Origin of the sequence: Rhodobacter sp. (assembly GCA_020637515.1) — a bacterium.
Taxonomy (GTDB): domain Bacteria; phylum Pseudomonadota; class Alphaproteobacteria; order Rhodobacterales; family Rhodobacteraceae; genus Pararhodobacter.
In genome coordinates, this window is the sequence record JACKKG010000001.1 from 2,472,452 (window position 1) to 2,493,240 (window position 20,789).

Here is a 20,789-nt window from a genome sequence, read left to right on the forward strand (position 1 = left end):
GGGGACAGTCTGGTCGGATTGTGTGACAGACGGGCGACGGCCCCCTCAATGTGGCAGTTTTTCGCGCAGGAAACCCAGCGCCAGCGAAAGCCCCTCCTGGTCGATGGAATGGCCCAGCCCCTTGCACACATGGGCATAGGTCTCGAACCCGGCCTGGACCAGGGCATCGGCGGCGTCGGGCAGGGACTGCACCGGCACCTTCGGATCGGCGTCACCGTGGATCAGCAGCACGGGTGGCTTCGAGACCGTCTCGGCCGCCAGCGCGGCGGGGTCCAGCAACCGGCCCGAAAAGCCGACGACCGCGGCCAGGAGCGCGTCCCGGCGCGGCGCCACGTCGAGGGACATCATGGTGCCTTGGGAAAAGCCCACCAGCGCCAGGGCCGAGGGCGGCAACCCCTCGTCGGTCAGGACCTGGTCGATAAAGGCGTCGATGTCCGCGCGCGATTGAAGCGCGCCTTCGCGGGCCGCGTCTTCGGCCGATCCGTCCAGCCAGGGGATCGGAAACCATTGGAAACCAAAGGGATTGCCCTGGCAATTTTCCGGCGCATCGGGGGCGTAAAAGGCGGTCTGCGGCAGGTGCGGCGCCAGCGGATCGGCCAGCCCCAGCAAATCGGCCCCGTTCGCGCCATAGCCGTGCAGGAAGATCACCACCGACCGGGCCTGTCCCCGGGGTGCGCCCTTGCGGGCGGATTGCAACGGGCGAGGGGGCATGACGGGTCCTTTCAGGTGGTGCCTTCGCGGCTCTTGATGTGGTGGTAGTAGTGCCACAGCATCCCCGCCGCAACCGTCCGCCAGGGCGACCATTCCACCGCCATGGCGCGCAGCGCCGTCTCGCGCGGACGCTCGGCCAGGGCGAAAAGCACGCGCGCGGCCTCCTGCAATGCCAGATCGTTGGGCGCGAAGGTGTCGGCGCGTCCCAGGCTGAACATGATATAGATCTCGGCGGTCCAGCGACCGATGCCGGGGACCGCGGTCAGGGTGGCGACGATCTCGTCCTCGGGGGCGTGGCGCAGCGCGTCAAAGGCGATCCCGGATTCGGCCAGCGCCTTGACGTAGCGCGCCTTTTGCCGCGAAAGGCCGGCGGCGCGCAGGTCTTCGGCGGTGGCACGGGCATAGCTGTCGGGGGTGCCGTATCCCGCCGCCGCCAGCCGCGCCTGGATCGCCCGCGCCGAGGCGACGGACACCTGCTGCGCGGTGATCGCGCCGACCAGGGCCTCGAACCCGTCGTCGCGCCGCCTGAGGGGCGGCGGACCGCACAGGGCGAGCGCCTCGGCAAAGCGGGGTTCGGCCCGGGCCAGCCAGGCGGCACCTTCGGCCATGCAGGCCTCGGAATGGAGGATGCGCGTGTCCATCCGTGGCATGATGCACGCCCCGCCCCGGGCGGCAAGCCCGTTCGCCCCGCATGTGGCGCGAACACAGCACAACCCAGAGGAAATTGCCGGCCCCGGGGGCGGCGGCGGCTTTTTGCTCTGGGCAAAGCGGGCGCATCTTGGCATGAAGGAACGCGGGGAAACATCTGGATAGATTGAATGGATTATTGGACCGCATTGCGTGACCGGATGCGCACCGGCGCGCAGCGCCGCATGATCGCGCTTTTCGACGATGCCGCGCGTGCCGCGGATTTCTCGGTCACCCTGGATGATCCGGCAACCGGGCCGATTCTGTTCGATTATTCAAAGACGAATATCGATGCCGAAACCCGCGGTCTGCTGCTGGACCTGGCCCGCCAGACCGGCGTCGAGGCGCGTCGTGACGCCATGTTCCGCGGCGACCGGATCAACGAGACCGAGGGTCGTGCGGTGCTGCACACGGCGTTGCGCACCCTCGACGGCAGCGTGCTGGTGGACGGGCTGGATGTCATGCCCGAGGTCCGCGCGACGCTCGCCCGGATGGAGACCTTTGCCCGCGACCTGCGCGACGGCCGGATCCGGGGCGCCGGCGGCCGCATCACCGATGTCGTCAACATCGGCATCGGCGGGTCGGACCTGGGCCCGGCGATGGCGGTGCAGGCGCTGGCGCCCTATGCCGACGGGCCGCGGTGTCATTTCGTGTCGAACGTGGACGGGGCGCATATCAACGACGTGCTGGACGGGCTGAACCCGGAAACGACGCTGGTGATCGTCGCCTCGAAGACCTTTACCACGATCGAGACGATGACCAACGCACAGACCGCGAAAGCCTGGATGGCGCGTTCGGTCGCCGAGCCCACCCGGCAGTTCGTCGCACTGTCCACGGCGCTGGAGCGGACCTCGGCCTTTGGCATCGACCCGGCGCGCGTGTTCGGCTTTGCCGACTGGGTCGGCGGGCGCTATTCGATGTGGGGCCCGATCGGCCTGAGCCTGATGATCGCCATCGGACCCGAGGATTTCCGCGCCTTCCTGGCGGGCGCCGCGGCGATGGACCGCCATTTCCGCACCGCGCCCCTGGGGGCGAACATGCCGGTGATGCTGGCGATGGTCGGCGTCTGGCACCGGCAGGTCTGTGGCTACGCCGCGCGCGCGGTGCTGCCCTATGACCAGCGGCTGGCGCGGCTGCCGGCCTATCTGCAACAGCTCGAGATGGAATCGAACGGCAAGCGCGTGGCGATGGATGGCTCGGAGCTGACGGTGCCCTCGGGGCCGGTGGTGTTCGGCGAACCCGGCACGAACGGGCAACATGCGTTTTATCAGTTGATCCACCAGGGCACGGATGTCGTGCCGTGCGAGTTCCTGCTGGCGATGCGCGGGCACGAACCGGCGCTGGCGCATCAGCACCGGCTGCTGGCGGCGAACTGCCTGGCGCAGGCCGAGGCGCTGATGCGTGGCCGGTCGCTGGACGAGGCCCGCGCTCTGATGGCGGCACGCGGCCTGACCGGCGACGCGTTGGATCGCCAGGCGCGCCACCGCGTCTTTCCCGGAAATCGCCCCTCGACCTTGCTGCTGTATCCCAGGCTGACGCCGGCGACGCTGGGGGCGATCGTGGCGCTGTATGAGCATCGGGTCTTTGTCGAAGGGGTGGTGCTGGGCATCAACTCGTTCGATCAATGGGGCGTGGAACTGGGCAAGGAGCTGGCGATGCAGCTGCTGCCGATGATCGAGGGCGAGGCCACGACGGACGGGCGCGACGGTTCGACCGCCACGGCCATTGCGCGGCTGCGCGAGGCGGGGGCTTAGGCGCGGGGTCCAGGGGGCCGCGCAAGGGGGAGGCCGGGCAGGGGGGCTGTCAGCCCCCCTCGGCGCCAGGCGCCTTCACCCCCCGAGGATATTTCCGGCACAAAGAAGCGACCGGGCGCCGCGACTCGAGGGTCAGCGGCGGGTTTGGCGTTGCGCGCGCCAGTCGGCCCAGGCCTCGGGGGTGTCGAGGTCGGTGGTCGCGTGCTGGCCCGGCAGGGCGACGAGGCGGGGCGGGTGGCGGCGCAGGATCGACCGCGCGCCGTCGTCGCCGGCAAGGTCCGCGAATTGCGCGAGCAGCGCCGACGGAAAGATCACCGGGTGGCCGGGCGTCCCGTCCGCGGCGGTCGCGCGCAGCGGGGCGCTGGCATCGAACCCCTGCGCGAGCGTGGCGAAATCCTGCGCCGTGAGATCGGGCATGTCGGCCGGCGCGACCATCAGCGCCGCACCGGCGGACCAGAGGGCGGCGGCGCGCAGGCTGGCGCTGAGTCCCTCGGCGGCGTCCGGGACGGGCAGGGCGGTCAGCGGCAGGCCCACCAGCGCGGCCCGGCGGGCGGGGCTTTCGACCGGCAGCGTCACCGCGAGCGGGCCGACGCCCGCCGCCAGGGCCGCAAGCGCCTGCCGGCGCAAGAGCGGCACGCCGTCAACCGGTTGCAGCAACTTGTCGGTCCCGCGCATCCGCCGCGAGGCCCCGGCGGCCAGCAGAACCAGCTTCATGTCATTCGGGCGAACAGTGCAGCCATTCGGTCCGCGACTGGGTGAAATCGCCGACCTCGGGCGTGACGGTCAGCACGCCGCTGCCGTCGCCGGTCAACCGCATCTGATACACCGCGCCCTGGGACCGCCAGGCGGCGGTGCGCAGGTCGCCGTCATAGACAGGGTGCAGGGTCACGCCGTTGATCCGAACCTCGATCCCGCCGCCAAGAAAGGCCAGAAGAAAGCCGCTGCCGCCGTCGGTGCAGGCCGTGCCGGGCGTGCAGCTTTGCAAGCCCGAGCATTCGTAGCCGTCGCGCTGCCCCTCGGCCAGGGCCGGCGCCCCGAGGAGTCCGAAGGCCAGCAGCATCGCCATCGCGGTTTTCATGACGTCTCTCCCAATCGGGCGAGGAACGCCGCGCGCCCCTCGCAGGATGCCTCTTCCATCAGACGTTCGCTACCGTTGGGCGAACGCACCAGGGACACGCCGCCATCCTTGCGCAAGATCACCGACAGCCCGTCGGCGTCCAGCGACAGGCCCATCGCCAGAGGGGTGCGGACGGCCCGCAGCGCGGTCGGGGCGCCGTCCAGCGTCAGGGCGATCGGCGCGGCGGCGGTGCCATCGCCGGTCACGGTGACGTGCCAACTGGCCGACTGGCAGTCCAGCACAGGCGCGTCCTGCGCGCGCGCGGCCGAGGCGCAGAGCAGGGCGGAAAAAAGCAGGGGAACCAGGGGGCGCATGACACCTCGCATCAGGACGGATCCACGGCGCGAATCCTAGCCCAGGCGCCGTGGATTGCCCAGAAAAACTGCTGTGATCTCAATCCAGATCGTCGAGCAGCGAATCATCCTCGTCGAGGCCCGGCTCGGCGCCCAGTTCGTCCTCGAGCCCATGCGTGCCGCGCTCGCGGTAGGGGGTCGTGCCGTATTGCGCGCGGTAGCATTTCGAAAAATGCGACGGCGAGGCAAAGCCGCAGGCGAGGGCTACGTTGATGACGCTGAGTTCGGTCTGCATCAGCAGGTTGCGCGCGCGGGCGAGGCGCAGCTCCATGTAATAGCGTTTCGGCGAGCGGTTCAGATAGCGGCGGAACAGGCGTTCGAGCTGCCGGGTGGACATGCCCACCTCCTCGGCCAGTTCTGCGGGCGACACGGGTTCCTCGATCGACTGCTCCATCCGTTCGATCACCCGGCTGAGTCGCGGGTGGCGCACCCCGATCCGGGTGGGAATCGACAGCCGCTGAATATCGCGGTCGGTGCGGATCGTCGTGTAGATCAACTGGTCGGCGACGGCGTTCGCCAGATCCTTGCCGTGATCGTCGGCGATCATCGTCAGCACCAGGTCGATCGAGGCCGTTCCCCCCGCCGCCGTCAGCCGGTTGCCGTCGATCACGAAGACCGATTTGGTCAGGTCGGTTTCGGCGAATTCCTCGAGAAAACCGTCGCGGTTTTCCCAATGGATGGTGGCGCGGCGGTTTTCCAGCAGGCCGGCCTCGGCCAGCGTATGCGCGGCGGTGCACAGCCCGCCGATCACCGACCCCTTGCGGGCGACCTTGCGCAGCCAGTTGACCACCGGCTGCGTGGTGTTCGAGCGCACGTCGATCCCGGCACAGACGATCACCACATCGTCGCGGTTGATCTCGCCCAGGCCGCCGTTGACGCGCACCGTGGTGCCGTTCGAACAGGTGGCCTCCTGCCCGTTCTCGCTGATCAGGGTCCAGCGATAGAGCGTCTGACCGCTCATGCGGTTGGCGATGCGCAGGGGTTCGATCGCGGCGGCAAAGGACAGAAAGGTGAACTGGTTGAGCAGCAGGAACACGAATTGCCGCTGGCGCAACGGCGCGCTCTGCACCTTGGGCGAAGCAGGCGCGGTCGCGGTGGCCGAGGATGGGCCAGGACGGAAGGTCGGGTTCCTGGGGCTGGAAAGGCTTGGGCGCGTGGTCGGAGGAACGCTCATTCTGGGGTCCGTGGCAGGGCGGTGCGTCCAATCGCGACGCGCCTGGGTCGCAATCCAATCAGGAAAGGCGCGCCGCCGCAAGGTGCCAAGATTCCCCCGCGTCAACGTCTGCGGGTTTGCAAGCGTTCCCGTCCCGGTGTAAGAGCCGCTGATATCGCTGACAGGGTTGAAAACGCACGCCCTGGCGGCGCATCGACGGAGGACACGATGACCGAAGCCTGGAGCAAATCGGCCTGGCGCGCGAAACCGCGCGTGCAGATGCCCGATTACCCCGACCTGGCCGCCCTGAACGCGGCCGAGGCGCAACTGGCCAAGTATCCCCCTCTGGTCTTTGCCGGCGAGGCGCGCGCGCTGAAGCGTCAGCTAGGCGAGGCCGCGCAGGGGCGGGCCTTTCTGCTGCAAGGGGGCGACTGCGCCGAAAGCTTTGCCGAGTTCAACGCCGACATCATCCGCGACACGTTCAAGGTGTTGTTGCAGATGGCCGTCGTCCTGACCTATGGCGCCAAGGTTCCGGTCATCAAGGTCGGGCGCATGGCCGGCCAGTTCGCCAAGCCGCGCTCGGCCCCGACCGAGGTTCTGAACGGGGTCGAACTGCCCAGCTATCGGGGCGACATCGTCAACGGATTCGACTTTGAGGCCGGTGCGCGCATCCCCGATCCGACGCGCATGTTGCAGGCCTATACCCAGGCCGCGGCCTCGCTGAACCTGCTGCGCGCCTTTTCCAAGGGCGGGTTCGCGGATATTCACCGCGTGCATTCCTGGACCCTGGGCTTCACCAAGTCCGAGGATGCGGACCGCTACAAGGCGCTTTCGGACCGGATCTCGGACGCGCTGGACTTCATGACGGCGGCGGGGATCACCGGCGACACGATGAACGCCATGTCCACGGTCGATTTCTACACCTCGCACGAGGCCTTGCTGCTGGAATACGAAGAGGCGCTGTGCCGTGTCGATTCGACCACCGGCCTGCCGGTCGCGGGTTCCGGGCACATGATCTGGATCGGCGACCGCACGCGGCAGCCGGACGGCGCGCATGTCGAATTCGCGCGCGGCGTGCAGAACCCGATCGGCCTGAAATGCGGCCCCTCGCTGTCGGCCGAGGACCTGAAGGTGCTGATGGCGCGCCTGAACCCTGACAACGAACCCGGCCGCCTGACGCTGATCGCGCGCTTTGGCGCGGGCAAGGCGGGCGACCACCTGCCGCGGCTGATCCAGGCGGTCAAGGCCGAGGGCGCGCAGGTTCTGTGGACCTGCGACCCGATGCACGGCAACACGATCAAGTCGGCCTCGGGGTTCAAGACCCGGCCGTTCGAGCGCGTCCTGCAAGAGGTGCGCGACTTCTTTGCCGTGCACAAGGCCGAGGGCACGATCCCCGGCGGCGTGCATTTCGAGATGACCGGCAAGGATGTGACCGAATGCACGGGTGGCCTGCGCGCGGTCACGGACGAGGACCTGTCCTCGCGCTATCACACCGCCTGCGACCCTCGGCTCAACGCGTCGCAGTCGCTGGAACTGGCGTTCCTGGTGGCCGAGGAACTGTCGCAGCGCCGCAAGGAACTGGCGCGCAAGGCTGTCTGACCGGGCCGGCCGCGCCGAAAGGCGCGGCTGTCAGTCGCGCCCGCCCCGGATCAACCGCAGCGCGGGGCGCTGGCCCGGCTGCGCCGGTGGTGGCGCGGCGGGGTCCGCACGCATCGGCGCCGTGGTGCGAAACCGCCGCGGCGCGCGGCCGACCGGGCCCACCGACTCCAGCACGCCCAGCACCCGCGACAGGCGCCCCTCGCGATCGGTCAGCGGCATCAGCGCCAGCATCCCCGCCATCGCCGGTTGCCCCAGGCCCCGGTCGGCGCGCAGTGGCAACGTGGCGCGCGCGCCCTGCGCGACCTGCGCCAGGGCCGAGGCCAGCTCATCCCGGGCGGGGCCGGTGAAGAACACGCTCAACGGCATGCCGCGCGGCTCCATCCCAAGAAGCTCGGACAGGTGCTGCCCCGCCAGCCGGATGCGTGCCACGCCGGGCGCCACCAGTTCCGCGATGAACAGTTGATCGAGCCACTGCGCCAACGGCCGCGGGTCGATGGCGTCGCGGGCCGGCACGCCACGCGGATCGCGCAGGCTTTCCCAATGCCGCTGGACGGCGGCGACGGCGGGAAAACCGGGATCGGCGGCGCGCAGCGCAAAGGGCAGGCGCAGCACCTGCGACAGCGGGCTGGGACGGGTGTCGATCTGCGCGTCGGTCATGGCAGGGCTCCGGGGGCTGGGGCGACCGGGGCCAGCGCGGTTCCCCAGGGAATCGCGGGGTTTCGGGTCGCCGGTGTTTACCTTTGATTGAGAATGCTTACTGATGCCTTAATGTAGCCGCATTTTCTAAAAACAGGGGTGAATTTTATCAAAATGGTTAAGTCCATGACCGGGTTCGCCGCCGATACGGCCGAGATCGAGACCCCGGCCGGGGTGTTTTCCTGCCAATGGGATCTGCGCGCGGTCAACGGGCGTGGCCTGGACCTGCGGTTCCGTCTGCCGGATTGGCTGGACGGGCTGGAAGCCGGGTTGCGCAAGGCGCTGAGCGGGCGGCTCAAGCGCGGGAACGTCACGCTGTCGTTGAAACTGGCGCGTGCCGACAGTGCCAGCACGCCCCGCCTGAACCCCGGTGCGCTGGACGCCGCGGTGGCCCTGGTCATGGCCACCGAAACGCGGGCCGAGGCGCAGGGCCTGGGCCTGGCGCCGATGACGGCGGCGGATCTTCTGGCGATCAAGGGGGTCCTGGAACTGGCCCCCGAACCGAACGACCCGGCGCCTCTGGTCGCGGCACTGCTGGCCCGGGCCGACGGGCTGATCGCGGCCTTTGATGCAGCGCGCGGGACCGAGGGCGCCGCACTGGGGCAGGTGATCGGCGCGCAGATCGACACCGTCGAATCCCTGACCCGCGCCGCCCGGGCCGCCGCCCAGACCCGCAAGGGCGATCAGATCGAGGCCCTGAAAGCGGCCCTCGCGCGCTTGACCGAAGCCGCGCCGCAGCTCGATGCCGGGCGGCTCGAGCAGGAACTGGCGCTGATCGCGGTCAAGACCGACGTGACCGAGGAACTGGACCGGCTGGACACCCATGTCGCCACAGCGCGCGGCCTGCTGACCTCGGACGAGGCGGTGGGCCGGACGCTCGATTTCCTGATGCAGGAATTCAACCGCGAGGCCAACACCTTGTGTTCCAAGGCGCAAAGCACCGAGCTGACCCGGATCGGGCTTGACCTCAAGACGGTGATCGACCAGATGCGCGAGCAGGTGCAGAATCTGGAGTAGACGATGCAGAGACGCGGGCTGCTGATCATCCTGTCCTCGCCCTCGGGCGCGGGGAAATCGACCTTGGCGCGGCGGCTCATGGCCTGGGACCCGACGCTGCGCTTTTCGGTCAGCGCCACGACCCGCGCGCCCCGTCCGGGCGAAACCGACGGGGTCGAATACCTGTTCACCGCCAGGGACGAGTTCGCCCGCATGGTCGATGCCGGCGAGATGCTGGAACACGCCGAGGTCTTCGGCAATTTCTACGGCACGCCCAAAGCCCCGGTCGAGGCCGCCATGGCCGAGGGGCGCGACACGCTCTTTGACATCGACTGGCAGGGCGGGCAGCAGGTGCGGCGCTCGACTCTGGCCAAGGATGTCGTGTCGATCTTCATCCTGCCGCCGTCGATCGCCGACCTGGAAGCCCGGCTGCGGACCCGCGCGCAGGACAGCGAGGCGGTGATCGCCGGCCGCATGGACCAGTCCCGCGCCGAGATCAGCCACTGGGCGGAATACGATTACGTCATCGTCAACCGCGACCTCGATACCGCCGAGGCCGAACTGAAAACGATCATCCTGGCCGAACGCGCCCGGGCCGACCGCCAGCCGGGGCTGACCGATTTCGTGCGCGGGCTGAACCGCGAATTCGAGGCCCGCAGCAAGGGAGAGCGCGCATGATCTATGCCCTGGACGACCTGACCCCCGACATCGACCCCGACACCTGGGTGGCCCCCGACGCCAATGTCATCGGCCGGGTGCGCCTGCGGGCGGGTGCGTCGGTCTGGTTCAACGCGACGTTGCGCGGCGACAACGAATGGATCGAGGTCGGCGCCGGATCGAACGTGCAGGAAGGCTGCACGCTGCACACCGATCTGGGGTATCCGCTGGTGATCGGGCGCGATTGCACGATCGGCCACAACGTGATCCTGCACGGCTGCCTCATCGGCGACGAGACGTTGATCGGCATGGGCGCGACGGTGCTGAACGGTGCGCGCATCGGCCGCAACTGTCTGATCGGCGCCGGCGCCCTGATCACCGAGGGCAAGGAGATTCCCGACGGTTCGCTGGTGATGGGCGCGCCGGGCAAGGTGGTGCGCCTGCTTGACGCGGCGGCGATCGTCCGGCTGGGACAGTCCGCACGCCATTACCAGGACAACATGCGCCGGTATCGCGACGGTCTCAGGCCGCTCTGAGGCCGCGCTTTCGCGCCGGGTCCGGGGCGGCTCAGGCGCGCGCTTGCAGATCGCGCAGCACCGCAAGCCGGATCGCCCCGGCCAGCCCGGTGTCGCCGCGCGTTTCGTCGATTTCGGCCGCCAGATCGTTCAGGCCCCGGCCGCGGGCCTGGGCCAGCGCCTTGAACGCGGCCCAGAATTCGGGTTCCAGCGAGACCGAGGTCCGGTGCCCGCGCAGCGTCAGGGAATGCTTCGCAGGCCGGCTCATCGTTGCAGCAGCATCGGAAACCAGTCCTCGCGGAGGCGCTGGCCGGGCTGCATCGCATGTCCGGGGTAGGGCGGTGACGTGCGCCCGGGACGTTCCACATAGCGGGCATCGTCGCCCAGCAACCTGAGCGAAAAGGCCCGCCGGCGCCGGTCCGTGGTGTTGCCGCGCGCGCCGTGCAGGGTCAGATAGTCAAAGGCGACCGCGTCGCCTGGCTCAAGCGCCCATTCGCGCACCACCATCCCCTCGGCATCGGGATCGGGCACCGGCATGTAGGCGTCGGAATCCGGGTAGAAGCTGCTTTCCGCCAGCCAGCGCGTGGGCAGCACCGGTTTGGTCCATCGGTGCGATCCGGCGACGCAACGCAGCGTCGCGTCGGTCACCGGGTCCATCGGCGACCAGAAGCTGATGGTCTGGCGCCCCTCGACGAAATAATAGGGCCCGTCCTGGTGCCAGGGCGTCGGCTTCGAGGTTCCGGGTTCCTTGATCAGCACGTGGTCATGGAACATCTGCACGCTGTTCGATCGCATCAGGTCGGCCGCGACCTCGGCCACGGGCGACTTGCGGATGACATCGACGAATTCGGGGATCCGCTCCCAGTTGCAATAATCGTCGAAAAAGCGCCCGCCCTCGCCGGGTTTGAGGTTCTCGGCGGCGTAGGGGCCGGGCTCGCGCAGATTACGTTCGATGCCGGCGCGAATCGTCTCGACCCAATCGGTCCACAGGCCGCGGATCACGACCACGCCCTCGTCCTGGAAACGGTCGATGTCGGACTGGGTTACGAGAGTATGGGGCATGTCGAGGTCTTTCGCGGTTGCTGGGGCGGTATCGGGTGCCGCTATCCGATATCGAACGGGTCCGTGGGTTCGAGTCTGATACCGACGGCAACACCGAGTCAATCCGTTCGGAGGCGTCGGCGCCGTGCGCGGGTCTCGGGGCTGGCGGGGCGGCTGGTGGGGGCCACGCGTTGATGCGCGGTGGCGGGGCGATTTTCATGCCGTTTTTCAATGGCCTACAGCGCCCCCGCCCGGTTGTTATCGGATATCGGGTTGGGTGTTATCGGGGAACGGTCGGGTGATTTTGTGTGACGGCGGGGGGGGGTGGCAGGTTGAGGGCATCGGAAGCGCCCCGGGTTGGCGGTTCGCCGGGGCCTTTCCCGGTTCGGATCGCCGGGACCGAAGGCGCGGGTCCTGGCCGCCCCCTCGGGGGTGGCGGGGGGCCCACCCCGCCGCCGGGCCACAGGTCGGCGCGATCGGGGGCCGACCGTTGACGACCGACCCCGTTCCCCGGGGGCCAACCCGGGGGGCCACAGACTGAAACGCAGACTGAAACGCAGACTGAAACGACTCGTTCCAACCGGCCGCCCCGTTCTCAGGCCAACCACATTCGGAGATCCCCATGTTTTTCGCCAAATCCTTCAAGATCGCCCTCACCTCGGGCAGCGTCGCCCTGATCGTTGCCACCGCCGCGCTGCCGGCCCTGGCCTCGGGGCACCGCATCCGCATCGAACAATACGGCTGGAACAACCAGGTCGGCGGCGGGCAGTCCGGGTATGGCCAGCGCCTGACGGTCATCCAGGACGGCGGCTCGAACCTGTCGATCAACACCCAGGACGGCTATCGCAATCGCGCCTCGATCGGGCAGTCGGGCTGGAACAACAGCGTCGATACCGACCAGCAAGGCCAGCGCAACGCCGTCGGCGTCGCCCAGATGGGCCACAACAACGACGCCACGGTCGGCCAGTCCGGCAACCGCAACGTCGCCGCCGTGGTGCAGATGGGCAACAACGACACCGCCAGCGTCCAGCAGAGCGGGTCGCACAACGTCGTCGCCATCGTGCAGGACTGACGCGGCCGGCGCACCGCGCCATCCGGCGACGTGGGCCCCGGGGGAACCCCCCACCGATCGCCACGGGGATCGCCTTGGGGATCGCCTTGGGGATCGCCCCACGGATGAGACGCACCGCGCGCCCGACCGCCGACCCGTTTCGCGCCCCCGCTCCCCTCGGGGTCGCGACCGGGCCGCGGGGTGTCCCCCCTCCGACCCCGCGGCCCGGGCCAGATCCGACTCGCCCTCCGCCTTGCCCTCCGTCTCGCCCTCCGCCTTGCCCTCCGTCTCGCCCCTTGTCCGTTCCCTTTCGCCACAGGAGACCGCCATGCGCCCCCGTTTCCACACCAAGGCCCCGATGCTGTTCCTGGGCCTCGCCCTCGCCGGCTTTGCCGCCGCCTGCACCGTCGCCAGCGCCGACACCGACGCGCCCCAGGGCGCCAGCAATGCCCCGCAACGCTGCGAGGTCGCGCTCGACGCCGTGCCCGGCGGCACCCGCATCGCCGGCCGCGTGACCAGCGCGACGCCCGCCGCCGGCACCTATGACATGGCCATCACCAGCCGCTCCGGCGGGGGCCAGACCACGATCCACCAGTCGGGCGCCTTCAACGCGCGCCCGGGTGAGCCCGCCCTGCTGGGCGAGACCGAACTCTACGGGGCGCCCGCCCGCCACAGCGTCGCCCTCGAGGTGCGAATCGGTGGCCGCCGCCTGACCTGCGCCGATCCCGACCTCTGAATGTCATCCAAACGCAATTTTCCCAACACTTTGTTAACAGGACCAAACCCATGAAAACGCTCGCTTTTGCCGCCGCTCTCGCGCTCTCGACCCCGGCCGTCGCCAACACCGTCTCGATCAGCCTGACCCCCGCCTCGGCGCAAGAGGCCCAGGCCCTGCGACTCGGCCTGGCGCTCTATGCGCTGCACAACGACATCGACGCCAACGGCCACGTCACCCAATCCGGCGCCCATAACGCCGCCGCCATCGCCCAGGGCGCGACCGACCACGCCATCATCCACCAGGAGGGCACCGGCCACTCCGGCGCCATCCAGCAGACCGGCGGAAACAACGCCTACGGCCTCTTCCAGTTCGGACAGAACACCAACGCCGACATCGTCCAGACCGGAGGCCAGACCGGACTCACCCTCCAGTTCGGATGGTAACGTTTTATCAGGAAAGGACCCGCATCATGTCTCGATGGATCATCGCCCCCGCCCTCGTCCTGACGACCGCCCTTGCCACAACGGCCGTCCAGGCGCACGACGCCCGCCCGCTGCCCGCTCAGGCCCCCGCTCAGGCCCTTGCGGCGCTGGACCTGCCCGAACTGGCACCGGCCCGCCGGTTGCTGCGCGAGATCCGGCCGCAGGCGTTGCCTGCGCCGGACCGCAGCCCCGCCCGGCGTGACCCTGCACCGATGCGGCTGCAAGCGGGCGAGGGGGCTTCGCACCGTCTGCTTCCCCTTGCGACGCTGCGTTGGTTCGGCCTGGCACCGCAAGCCCCGCGCGCTGCGTCGGGGTTGGTGTTGTGGGGCCGCGCCTGGGCTGTCGCGGCAAACCAGCGAGGGCGGTGCGGCGATGCCCTGGACGCCCCGGGGATCGGACCGGGGGCGCACCGAGCGGAGCGTTTCGATGGCCCCGCCTGGCACCGGGTCGAGGCGATGCTGCCAAGAGCCCGGACCAGGCTGGACCCCGCGATCGGATTCGACCCTGCGATCGGATTCGGCCCGTGGCGGTTCGCGCCCGGGTATTGAGGGCCCCCCGGCGCCGGTGATCGCGGGCGGGTTGCGACCCCCTGCCGCCAGTCCCGGACCATTAGACCCAGACCGCCGGCCCCTTGCTTCCGGCAGGCCGCACCAGACCGGTGCGGCCGCCGTGCTTGACACAGGGGGGCGATTCGTGGTTCTTCAGGACATACCGTTGCAAGTGCAATGATTAACCGGAGGACCCCAGATGAACGCGCCCGTCCTGAAACTGGACCAGATGCACCACGTCGCCTATCGCTGCAAGGACGCGAAGGAAACGGTCGAGTGGTATACCAGCAAGCTGAACATGGATTTCGTCCTGGCCATCGCCGAGGACGAGGTGCCCTCGACCCATGAACCCGATCCCTACATGCACATCTTCCTGAACGCGGGGAACGGCAACATCCTGGCGTTCTTCGAACTGCCGACCAAACCCGAAATGGGCCGCGACCCGAACACGCCGATTTGGGTCCAGCACATCGCCTTCAAGGTCAAGGACCGCGAAACGCTGATCGGATTCAAGGAGCATCTCGAGGCGCAGGGGGTCGAGGTTCTGGGCGTGACCGACCACTCGATCTTTCATTCGATCTACTTCTTCGATCCCAACGGCCACCGCGTCGAGCTGGCCTGCCCGGATCCTGAAGAGGAAAGCATGCTGGCCCGCCTGGACGCGGTCAAATGGGACATGCTCGAGGAATGGTCGCGCACCAAAAAGGCGCCGCAGCACGCGGCCTGGCTGCACGCCAAGGAACTGGACAAACCCGCGGTCTGACCGGTTAGGGCCAGACACGGGCCAGTCACGGGCCAGACACGGCCCCCTCCCAGGGGCTGCGCAGACCTGACCCGATGTCAGGATCCAGATACGGGGGGCGGGGCCATGGGTCGCGCCCCCTTATTGCTGCCGCCAGCGGGACTCGAGCGTTTCGATGGCGCGCACCCTGTCCGGCGTGGGCGGATGCGAGGCCAGCCAGACCGGCGGCGCGCCACGCGATCCCGTCAGCGTATCCAGGCGCCGCAGCAGCGCCTTTTGCGGCTCGGTCCCGATCCCGGCCTTGGTCAGCAGCGCGGCGGCGTATTCGTCGGCCTCGTATTCGTCCTGACGGCTCAGTCCCGCCGCCAGCAACCCCACCAGCGCGTTGGCCAGCCACAGACCCAGCCCGGGCAGCAGGCGCCCCAGAACGGCCGTCAGCACCACCCGCACCGCGTTCTGGCCGGAAAAGTCGATCATCCGGCGCCGGCTGTGGCCCAGGGCGACATGGCCCAACTCATGCGCGATGACCGAGGCCAGTTCCTCGGCGCTGACCTGGCCTGCGTCGTAGCGGTCCAGGAACCCCCGCGTCAGAAAGATCCGCCCGTCCGGCGCGGCCAGCCCGTTCAGCACCGGGACCTCGTCCACATGCACCCGGATGTCCGGCAGATCCAGCGCACGCGCAAGCCGGTCGGTCACGGCCTTCAGCCGGGAATCCCTGAGCACGGTGGACCGGGCATCGAGCGCCCGCGCCGTGCGCCAGGCCGAGAAATGCCAATAGACCAGCCCATAGGCGATGGCGATCAGGATCGGGGCGAGGCGCAGCATCGCCCAGATATGGTGGCTTTTCGCGCGCCCGGCAAGACCACGCAGGGCCCGGGCCGGGGTCTCAGGGCAGGGCGGTCAGATGCGCCGCACAGCCCAGAAGCGCGGCGTAGTCGTCCTCGACCACCGAGACGGCGAAGTCGCCCATCATCGGCGCGAACCGGCCCATGTCGGCAAAGGCCTCGGCCATGCCCAGATCGACCAGCGCGGGGGCCATGGCGCGGGCGACGCTGCCGATCAGATAGATCCCGCCGTGGGGCAGGTGGGTCAGCGCCAGCGAGGCCAGCACCCGGCCCAGCAGGCGCGCATAAAGCTGCCCGGTTTCGCGCGCGTCGGGGTCGCCGGCGGCGATCGCGACGGTCAGCCGGTCGGCCGGAACCGCCTGGCCGCTGACCCAGTGGTGCAACGCTTCGAGACCGCGACCGCAGAGCGCCTCTTCGACCGTGGCGATGCCGTGGCGTTGCGCCAGATGGCGTGCCAGCGCCTGTTCCTGTTCGCCGTGCTGCGGCAAATGGACATGGCCGGATTCGGACGGCGCGACAAAGGTGCCCGCCGGCAGGTGGTGCACGGGTGCCGCGTTGAACCCGGTGCCCGCGCCGACCACCAGTTGCGTCGCGGTTTCGGGCGCGGGCCGGCCCTTCAGCAGCGGCCGCAGATGGCGCGGATCGAGGGCGCGCAAGGCGTGGCCCTGCGCCTGAAGATCGTTCAGAACGGCCACCCGGTCGGTGCCGGCCATGCGCGCGAGGTCGGGCGCGGCGATCACCCAGGGAAGGTTCGTCATCCGCGCGATCCTGTCGCGCACCGGACCCGCCACGGCAACGCACAGGCCGGCGCAATCGGTGGTCGCGGTTTGCGCCAGATAGGCGCGCAGGATGGTCCCCAGCGAATCCTGCCCGGCATTGGCGAAGCGCCGGATCGAACCTTGCCGCAGCACCCCGCCGTCGGCCAGGGCGACCCGGGTGTTGGTGCCGCCGACATCGGCCACGAGTTGCGGCGCGGGGGTAAAGGGCCAGGGTTTCAGGATACGGTCCGGCATCGGGATTCTCGCTTGGGCTGTCCCTACATAGCGCCAACCGCGGCACGGCTGCACGCCCAATCTGACGCGACGTCCTGTCCCCTTGCGCATGGCGCGGCGTTTGGCAAGGATCGAGCGTTCCGACGGAGTCCCCCATGACCGACAACCCGCGCCCCTTGCCGACCGTGAAACCGCGCCATTTCCCGCCGCCGCCGCCCCTGGTCGAACGGACCCCGGGCCTGTGGCGCCGCACGCCTCCGGCGATCTTTCCTCCGATCCTGGGCTTGTTCGGCCTGGGCCTGGCCTGGCGCACCCTGGCGATGCAGCCGGGTCTGGCGCCGGCGCAACCCATAGGCGAGGCGATCCTGGGCGCGGTCGCGCTGCTCTATGCCTTTGCGCTGGTGGCCTGGTTGTCGAAACCCTTGCGCCGTCCCGGCGTGATCGTCGAGGAAATCGCCGTTCTGCCGGGCCGCGCCGGGCTGGCGGCGATGGTGCTCAGCCTGATGTTGGCGGGCGCCGCGCTCAGGCCCTATGCGCCGGGTGTCGCCCTGGGCCTTGTCGCCGTCGCGCTGGCTGCGCTGGCGGGGCTGGGGGCGCTGATCGGCTGGAAACTGCTGACAGGCCCGGCCGAGGGGCGCGCGGTCACGCCGGTCTTCCACCTGACCTATGTGGGCTACATCCTGGCGCCGCTCACGCTGGTGCCGCTGGGCTATGCGTCGGTGGCGAGCGGTCTTTTCTGGGCCACGATGGCGATCGCCGTGCTGATCTGGGGCGCCAGCCTCTGGCAGATCGCCACCCGCGTGCCGCCCGCGCCGCTGCGCCCGTTGCTGGCGATCCATGTGGCCCCCGCCAGCCTGTTCGCCACGGTCGGCACCTTGCTGGGCCATCCCGGTCTGGCCGCCGGTTTCGCGATCCTCGCGCTGGTGCTGATCGTCGTGCTGGCGATCAAGGCCAACTGGCTGCTGGGCACCGGGTTCTCGCCGTTCTGGGGGGCGCTGACCTTTCCGCTGGCGGCGGCGGCCACGGCCTCGATTCTGGCGCTGGGGCAGCCCGGCCTCTATATCGGCGCGGTTCTGGTGATCGTGGCCTCGGCCCTGAACAGCTGGATCGCGGTCAAGGTCCTGACGCTGTGGGCCAAGGGGGCCCTGGGCGCCAGGACGAACGCGGCGACGGTCTGACGCGGTTCAGCGCAGGAACACCTCGGCCTTCATCGTTTCGGCGATGGGGGCGCACAGTCGCGACAGGATGGTCGGCGCCAGTTGCAGTTGATGCAGCAAGGCGTCGCGTGCCGGCCCCTCGGCCTGGCCGAAATAATAGAGGGCAAAGTCCTGCTGGTCGTCGCCCGTGCCGCCGTGATGGCCACGCAGCGACTGGCCGTGATCGGCGGTCACGATCACCTCGTAGCCCATGTCGATCCAGGCCGGCAGGAACTTGGCCAGCATGGCATCCAGCAACGCGCAGGCGTGGTCCATCTCGGCGCAGTCGTGGCCATAGCGGTGGCCCATGGAATCCAGCGTGCAGGTGTGCAGGATGCCATAGGTCAGACCGAAGCGCGCGCACAGCGAGGTCAGCGTCGCGAACAGGTCCACGTCCGAGGGCGTGGCCTGGTTGTGGTGGTCATAGCCCGACATGGTGTGAAAGCGGCCGTGGTTGATGCTGTCGCTCTCGGGCTCGTCGTATTCGATGTCGCGCACGATATCGAAGGGCGCCCGGTTGAAGAACTCGGACCACCAGGAATGCGTCACCGCGCCGGTCACGCCGCCGGCCTTGCGCACCTGGCCGAAGATGTCGGGCTTGGACACGCGGAAGATATGCGCGTTCGTCAGCACCCCGTGCTCTTGCGGCGAGACGCCGGTATGGATCGAGGCATAGCACGGGCCCGACATCGACGGCAGCGAAGCGCGCATCCGCCAGACCCGGGCCTCGCCCGACTGCACCCACCCCTCAAGACAGCCGAAATAGCGCCGCCAGTTGCCGTAGGGCACGCCGTCCAGGATGATGAGAAGCAGTTTGCGTGGCATGGGACCCTCCGGTTTTGCGAGGCAGCCTAGTCGGCGTGCCGGGCTTTGACCAGCCGTCGCAATTCACGGACGAGTGGGTCGCTTTTGGGCTGGCGCGGGTCGCGCCCGGGCGTCAGGATCGGCGCAACCAAGGCAAGGAAAGGCCCGCGATGTCCCGCCCGAACGTCCTGATCCTGATGGTCGATCAACTGACCGGCACACTGTTCCAGGACGGTCCGGCGGCCTTCCTGCACACGCCCAACCTGCGGCGGCTGGCGGCAAGGTCGGCCCGATTCTCGCGCGCCTATTGCCCCAGTCCGTTGTGCGCCCCCGCGCGCGCCAGCGTCATGGCCGGCCAGTTGCCGCGCCGCACCGGGGTCTACGACAACGCGGCCGAATTCTCGTCCGAGATCCCGTGCTATGCCCACCATCTGCGCGCGGCCGGCTATCAGACGGCGCTTTCGGGCAAGATGCATTTCGTCGGCCCCGACCAGCTACACGGCTTCGAGGAGCGTCTGACGACCGACATCTATCCCGCCGATTTCGGCTGGACACCGGATTACCGCAAACCGGGCGAGCGGATCGATTGGTGGTATCACAACCTGGGCTCGGTGACCGGGGCAGGGGTGGCCGAGATCACCAACCAACTGGAATACGACGACGATGTCGCGCATCTGGCCGAGCAGAAGCTCTACGATCTGGCGCGCGGCCACGACCCGCGGCCCTGGTGTCTGACTGTCAGCTTCACGCACCCCCATGACCCGTTCGTGGCGCGGCGCAAATACTGGGACCTTTACGAGGGCTGCGCCGAACTGGAGCCGCCCGAACCGATCGCCTACGACGACCAGGACCCTCACGGCAAACGCCTGCTCGACAGTTTCGACTATCGGAACTTCGATGCGACGCCGGATCAAATACGCCGCGCAAGGCAAGGATATTTCGCGAATATTTCCTATATTGACGACAAGATCGGCGCCATTCTGGATGTCCTGGAACGGACCCGGCAAGAGGCGGTGATCGTGTTCCTGTCGGACCATGGCGAGATGCTGGGCGAGCGCGGCCTGTGGTTCAAGATGAACTTCCACGAACCCGCGGCCCGGGTGCCGCTGATGATCGCGGGGCCGGGACTTCGCGCGGGGCGGGTGGATCAGCCTGTCTCGACGCTGGATATCCTGCCGACGATCTGCGATCTGGCCGGCCTGGACGCGGCGCGGATCGCGCCTTGGACCGACGGCGAAAGCCTTGTGCCGTTGATCCATGGCACGGGTGGGCGCGGTCCCGTGCCGATGGAATACGCCGCCGAAGGCTCGGTCGCGCCGATGGTCGGGCTGGTGGACGGGCCCTGGAAATACATCGCCTGCGCCGCCGATCCCGAACTCTTGTTCAACCTGGACGACGACCCGGGCGAACGGCGCAACCTGGCGACCGATCCCGGTTTTGCGCCGGTGGTGGAGCGCCTGCGCGCGATGGCCCGGGCACGCTGGAATCTCAAGGACTTCGACGCCGAAGTTCGCTCAAGTCAGGCGCGGCGCTGGGTGGTTTACGGTGCCTTGCGCGAGGGCCGCTATACGGATTGGGATTTCCAGCCGTATCGCAATGCGGGCGACCGCTACATGCGCAATCACATGGACCTGAATGTTCTCGAGGAAAATCAGAGGTTTCCGCGCGGAGAGTAAGGCGCCGGCGAGCGCCTGTCAGGCGGTTTCGAGCAGGTGAACCGTCAGGCCGGGGCAGGCCGCGCCGACCTCTCGCACGACCAGTTCAGCCCGCGGCAGTGGCCGCGTCAGCGCATAGAGATTGCCAGAATATCCCAACGATTCCAGGGTCGTCCCCAGATCGACGATGTCCCAGTCGCTGGAAATCAGCGGCCCGACAATGGCGTCCGGCTGAACGGTTTCCAGCATCTGGCGGCTCAACATGCGCTTTTGGGTGAAGACGACGGCGCGCTGTTCCGTGCCCGGCGCAAGCATCTGCATGGCATCCGGCGCCTCGATGACCAGCACCGTAAGCGCCGCCTTGAGCGCGCGCGAGACGGGTGCAAACGGCGTGCAGGCGTGCATCTGGACAGTGCCCTGTATCATTGGACCGATCGCTCCTGGCACATCAAGGCGTGGGTGTTGGGAACTCGCACT

The 20,789-nt window shown here is 68.8% G+C and carries 25 protein-coding genes; 12 read left to right on the top strand and 13 right to left on the bottom strand.

What is annotated here, in order from left to right; genetic code table 11:
• Positions 1 to 45: 45 nt before the first annotated feature.
• Positions 46 to 711: an alpha/beta fold hydrolase gene (locus tag H6900_12110; protein MCC0074023.1), complete on the bottom strand. Its 666-nt coding sequence runs from the start codon at positions 709 to 711 to the stop codon at positions 46 to 48.
• Positions 712 to 722: 11 nt separating this feature from the next.
• The gene (locus tag H6900_12115) at positions 723 to 1,352 is read right to left on the bottom strand and encodes a DNA-3-methyladenine glycosylase 2 family protein (protein ID MCC0074024.1); all 630 of its coding nucleotides are present in this window, start codon (positions 1,350 to 1,352) and stop codon (positions 723 to 725) included.
• A gap of 177 nt (positions 1,353 to 1,529) precedes the next feature.
• Between H6900_12115 and pgi the strand changes: the two genes are divergently transcribed.
• Complete coding sequence (gene pgi / locus H6900_12120) at positions 1,530 to 3,152, top strand: glucose-6-phosphate isomerase (protein ID MCC0074025.1); 1,623 nt, start codon at positions 1,530 to 1,532, stop codon at positions 3,150 to 3,152.
• A gap of 132 nt (positions 3,153 to 3,284) precedes the next feature.
• Here pgi and H6900_12125 read toward each other — a convergent pair whose 3' ends face one another.
• The 4 genes from H6900_12125 to H6900_12140 form a co-directional block, all read right to left on the bottom strand.
• Positions 3,285 to 3,866: a nucleotidyltransferase family protein gene (locus H6900_12125; GenBank protein ID MCC0074026.1), complete on the bottom strand. Its 582-nt coding sequence runs from the start codon at positions 3,864 to 3,866 to the stop codon at positions 3,285 to 3,287.
• A 1-nt stretch (position 3,867) separates the two neighbouring features.
• On the bottom strand, positions 3,868 to 4,230 hold the full coding sequence (locus H6900_12130; protein MCC0074027.1) for a hypothetical protein: 363 nt from the start codon (positions 4,228 to 4,230) through the stop codon (positions 3,868 to 3,870).
• Positions 4,227 to 4,583, bottom strand: a complete 357-nt coding sequence (locus tag H6900_12135; protein ID MCC0074028.1) for a hypothetical protein — start codon at positions 4,581 to 4,583, stop codon at positions 4,227 to 4,229. The genes H6900_12130 and H6900_12135 overlap by 4 nt, the downstream gene beginning before the upstream one ends.
• Positions 4,584 to 4,662: 79 nt before the next feature.
• Complete coding sequence (locus tag H6900_12140) at positions 4,663 to 5,796, bottom strand: GlxA family transcriptional regulator (protein MCC0074029.1); 1,134 nt, start codon at positions 5,794 to 5,796, stop codon at positions 4,663 to 4,665.
• Positions 5,797 to 6,003: 207 nt separating this feature from the next.
• Between H6900_12140 and H6900_12145 the strand changes: the two genes are divergently transcribed.
• Positions 6,004 to 7,374: a 3-deoxy-7-phosphoheptulonate synthase class II gene (locus H6900_12145; protein ID MCC0074030.1), complete on the top strand. Its 1,371-nt coding sequence runs from the start codon at positions 6,004 to 6,006 to the stop codon at positions 7,372 to 7,374.
• Positions 7,375 to 7,404: 30 nt separating this feature from the next.
• Here H6900_12145 and H6900_12150 read toward each other — a convergent pair whose 3' ends face one another.
• Entirely contained in the window at positions 7,405 to 8,031 is a 627-nt protein-coding gene (locus tag H6900_12150; GenBank protein ID MCC0074031.1) for a PAS domain-containing protein, read from the bottom strand.
• Between the two features lie 153 nt (positions 8,032 to 8,184).
• On the opposite strand from H6900_12150, the gene H6900_12155 reads away from it, so the two are divergent.
• From H6900_12155 to H6900_12165, 3 genes are read left to right on the top strand one after another with little or no spacing between them, the layout of a single operon-like run.
• Positions 8,185 to 9,087, top strand: a complete 903-nt coding sequence (locus H6900_12155) for a YicC family protein (GenBank protein MCC0074032.1) — start codon at positions 8,185 to 8,187, stop codon at positions 9,085 to 9,087.
• A 3-nt stretch (positions 9,088 to 9,090) separates the two neighbouring features.
• Positions 9,091 to 9,744 (top strand): guanylate kinase, encoded by a 654-nt coding sequence (gene gmk, locus H6900_12160; protein ID MCC0074033.1) that lies wholly within the window; start codon positions 9,091 to 9,093, stop codon positions 9,742 to 9,744.
• A complete protein-coding gene (locus tag H6900_12165) occupies positions 9,741 to 10,259 on the top strand; it encodes a gamma carbonic anhydrase family protein (GenBank protein ID MCC0074034.1) in 519 nt (172 codons plus the stop codon). Before gmk ends, H6900_12165 begins: the two co-directional genes overlap by 4 nt.
• A 31-nt stretch (positions 10,260 to 10,290) precedes the next feature.
• On the opposite strand, the gene H6900_12170 is transcribed toward H6900_12165, so the two are convergent.
• Both H6900_12170 and H6900_12175 read right to left on the bottom strand, forming a co-directional pair.
• Positions 10,291 to 10,506, bottom strand: coding sequence for a ribbon-helix-helix domain-containing protein (locus H6900_12170; GenBank protein MCC0074035.1), 216 nt, complete (start codon positions 10,504 to 10,506; stop codon positions 10,291 to 10,293).
• Positions 10,503 to 11,300 (bottom strand): phytanoyl-CoA dioxygenase family protein, encoded by a 798-nt coding sequence (locus H6900_12175; protein MCC0074036.1) that lies wholly within the window; start codon positions 11,298 to 11,300, stop codon positions 10,503 to 10,505. Before H6900_12175 ends, H6900_12170 begins: the two co-directional genes overlap by 4 nt.
• Before the next feature lie 601 nt (positions 11,301 to 11,901).
• Here H6900_12175 and H6900_12180 point away from each other — a divergent pair.
• From H6900_12180 to H6900_12200, 5 genes are all read left to right on the top strand, one after another.
• Positions 11,902 to 12,351: a curlin gene (locus H6900_12180; protein ID MCC0074037.1), complete on the top strand. Its 450-nt coding sequence runs from the start codon at positions 11,902 to 11,904 to the stop codon at positions 12,349 to 12,351.
• A 307-nt stretch (positions 12,352 to 12,658) separates the two neighbouring features.
• Positions 12,659 to 13,066 carry a hypothetical protein gene (locus H6900_12185; protein MCC0074038.1) on the top strand — a complete coding sequence of 136 codons (408 nt, stop codon included), beginning with the start codon at positions 12,659 to 12,661 and terminating at the stop codon, positions 13,064 to 13,066.
• Positions 13,067 to 13,116: 50 nt separating this feature from the next.
• Positions 13,117 to 13,491 (top strand): curlin, encoded by a 375-nt coding sequence (locus H6900_12190; GenBank protein MCC0074039.1) that lies wholly within the window; start codon positions 13,117 to 13,119, stop codon positions 13,489 to 13,491.
• 26 nt (positions 13,492 to 13,517) lie between these two features.
• On the top strand, positions 13,518 to 14,078 hold the full coding sequence (locus H6900_12195; GenBank protein ID MCC0074040.1) for a hypothetical protein: 561 nt from the start codon (positions 13,518 to 13,520) through the stop codon (positions 14,076 to 14,078).
• A gap of 214 nt (positions 14,079 to 14,292) precedes the next feature.
• The gene (locus tag H6900_12200) at positions 14,293 to 14,841 is read left to right on the top strand and encodes a VOC family protein (protein MCC0074041.1); all 549 of its coding nucleotides are present in this window, start codon (positions 14,293 to 14,295) and stop codon (positions 14,839 to 14,841) included.
• A gap of 120 nt (positions 14,842 to 14,961) precedes the next feature.
• On the opposite strand, the gene H6900_12205 is transcribed toward H6900_12200, so the two are convergent.
• Both H6900_12205 and H6900_12210 read right to left on the bottom strand, forming a co-directional pair.
• Entirely contained in the window at positions 14,962 to 15,645 is a 684-nt protein-coding gene (locus tag H6900_12205; GenBank protein MCC0074042.1) for a M48 family metallopeptidase, read from the bottom strand.
• A gap of 61 nt (positions 15,646 to 15,706) precedes the next feature.
• A complete protein-coding gene (locus H6900_12210) occupies positions 15,707 to 16,678 on the bottom strand; it encodes a glucokinase (protein ID MCC0074043.1) in 972 nt (323 codons plus the stop codon).
• 134 nt (positions 16,679 to 16,812) lie between these two features.
• Between H6900_12210 and H6900_12215 the strand changes: the two genes are divergently transcribed.
• On the top strand, positions 16,813 to 17,835 hold the full coding sequence (locus H6900_12215) for a tellurium resistance protein (protein ID MCC0074044.1): 1,023 nt from the start codon (positions 16,813 to 16,815) through the stop codon (positions 17,833 to 17,835).
• Positions 17,836 to 17,841: 6 nt separating this feature from the next.
• On the opposite strand, the gene H6900_12220 is transcribed toward H6900_12215, so the two are convergent.
• Positions 17,842 to 18,678, bottom strand: coding sequence for an alkaline phosphatase family protein (locus H6900_12220; protein MCC0074045.1), 837 nt, complete (start codon positions 18,676 to 18,678; stop codon positions 17,842 to 17,844).
• Between the two features lie 149 nt (positions 18,679 to 18,827).
• Between H6900_12220 and betC the strand changes: the two genes are divergently transcribed.
• Positions 18,828 to 20,333, top strand: a complete 1,506-nt coding sequence (gene betC, locus H6900_12225; protein MCC0074046.1) for a choline-sulfatase — start codon at positions 18,828 to 18,830, stop codon at positions 20,331 to 20,333.
• 18 nt (positions 20,334 to 20,351) lie between these two features.
• On the opposite strand, the gene H6900_12230 is transcribed toward betC, so the two are convergent.
• Entirely contained in the window at positions 20,352 to 20,738 is a 387-nt protein-coding gene (locus tag H6900_12230; protein ID MCC0074047.1) for a hypothetical protein, read from the bottom strand.
• Positions 20,739 to 20,789: the final 51 nt, after the last annotated feature.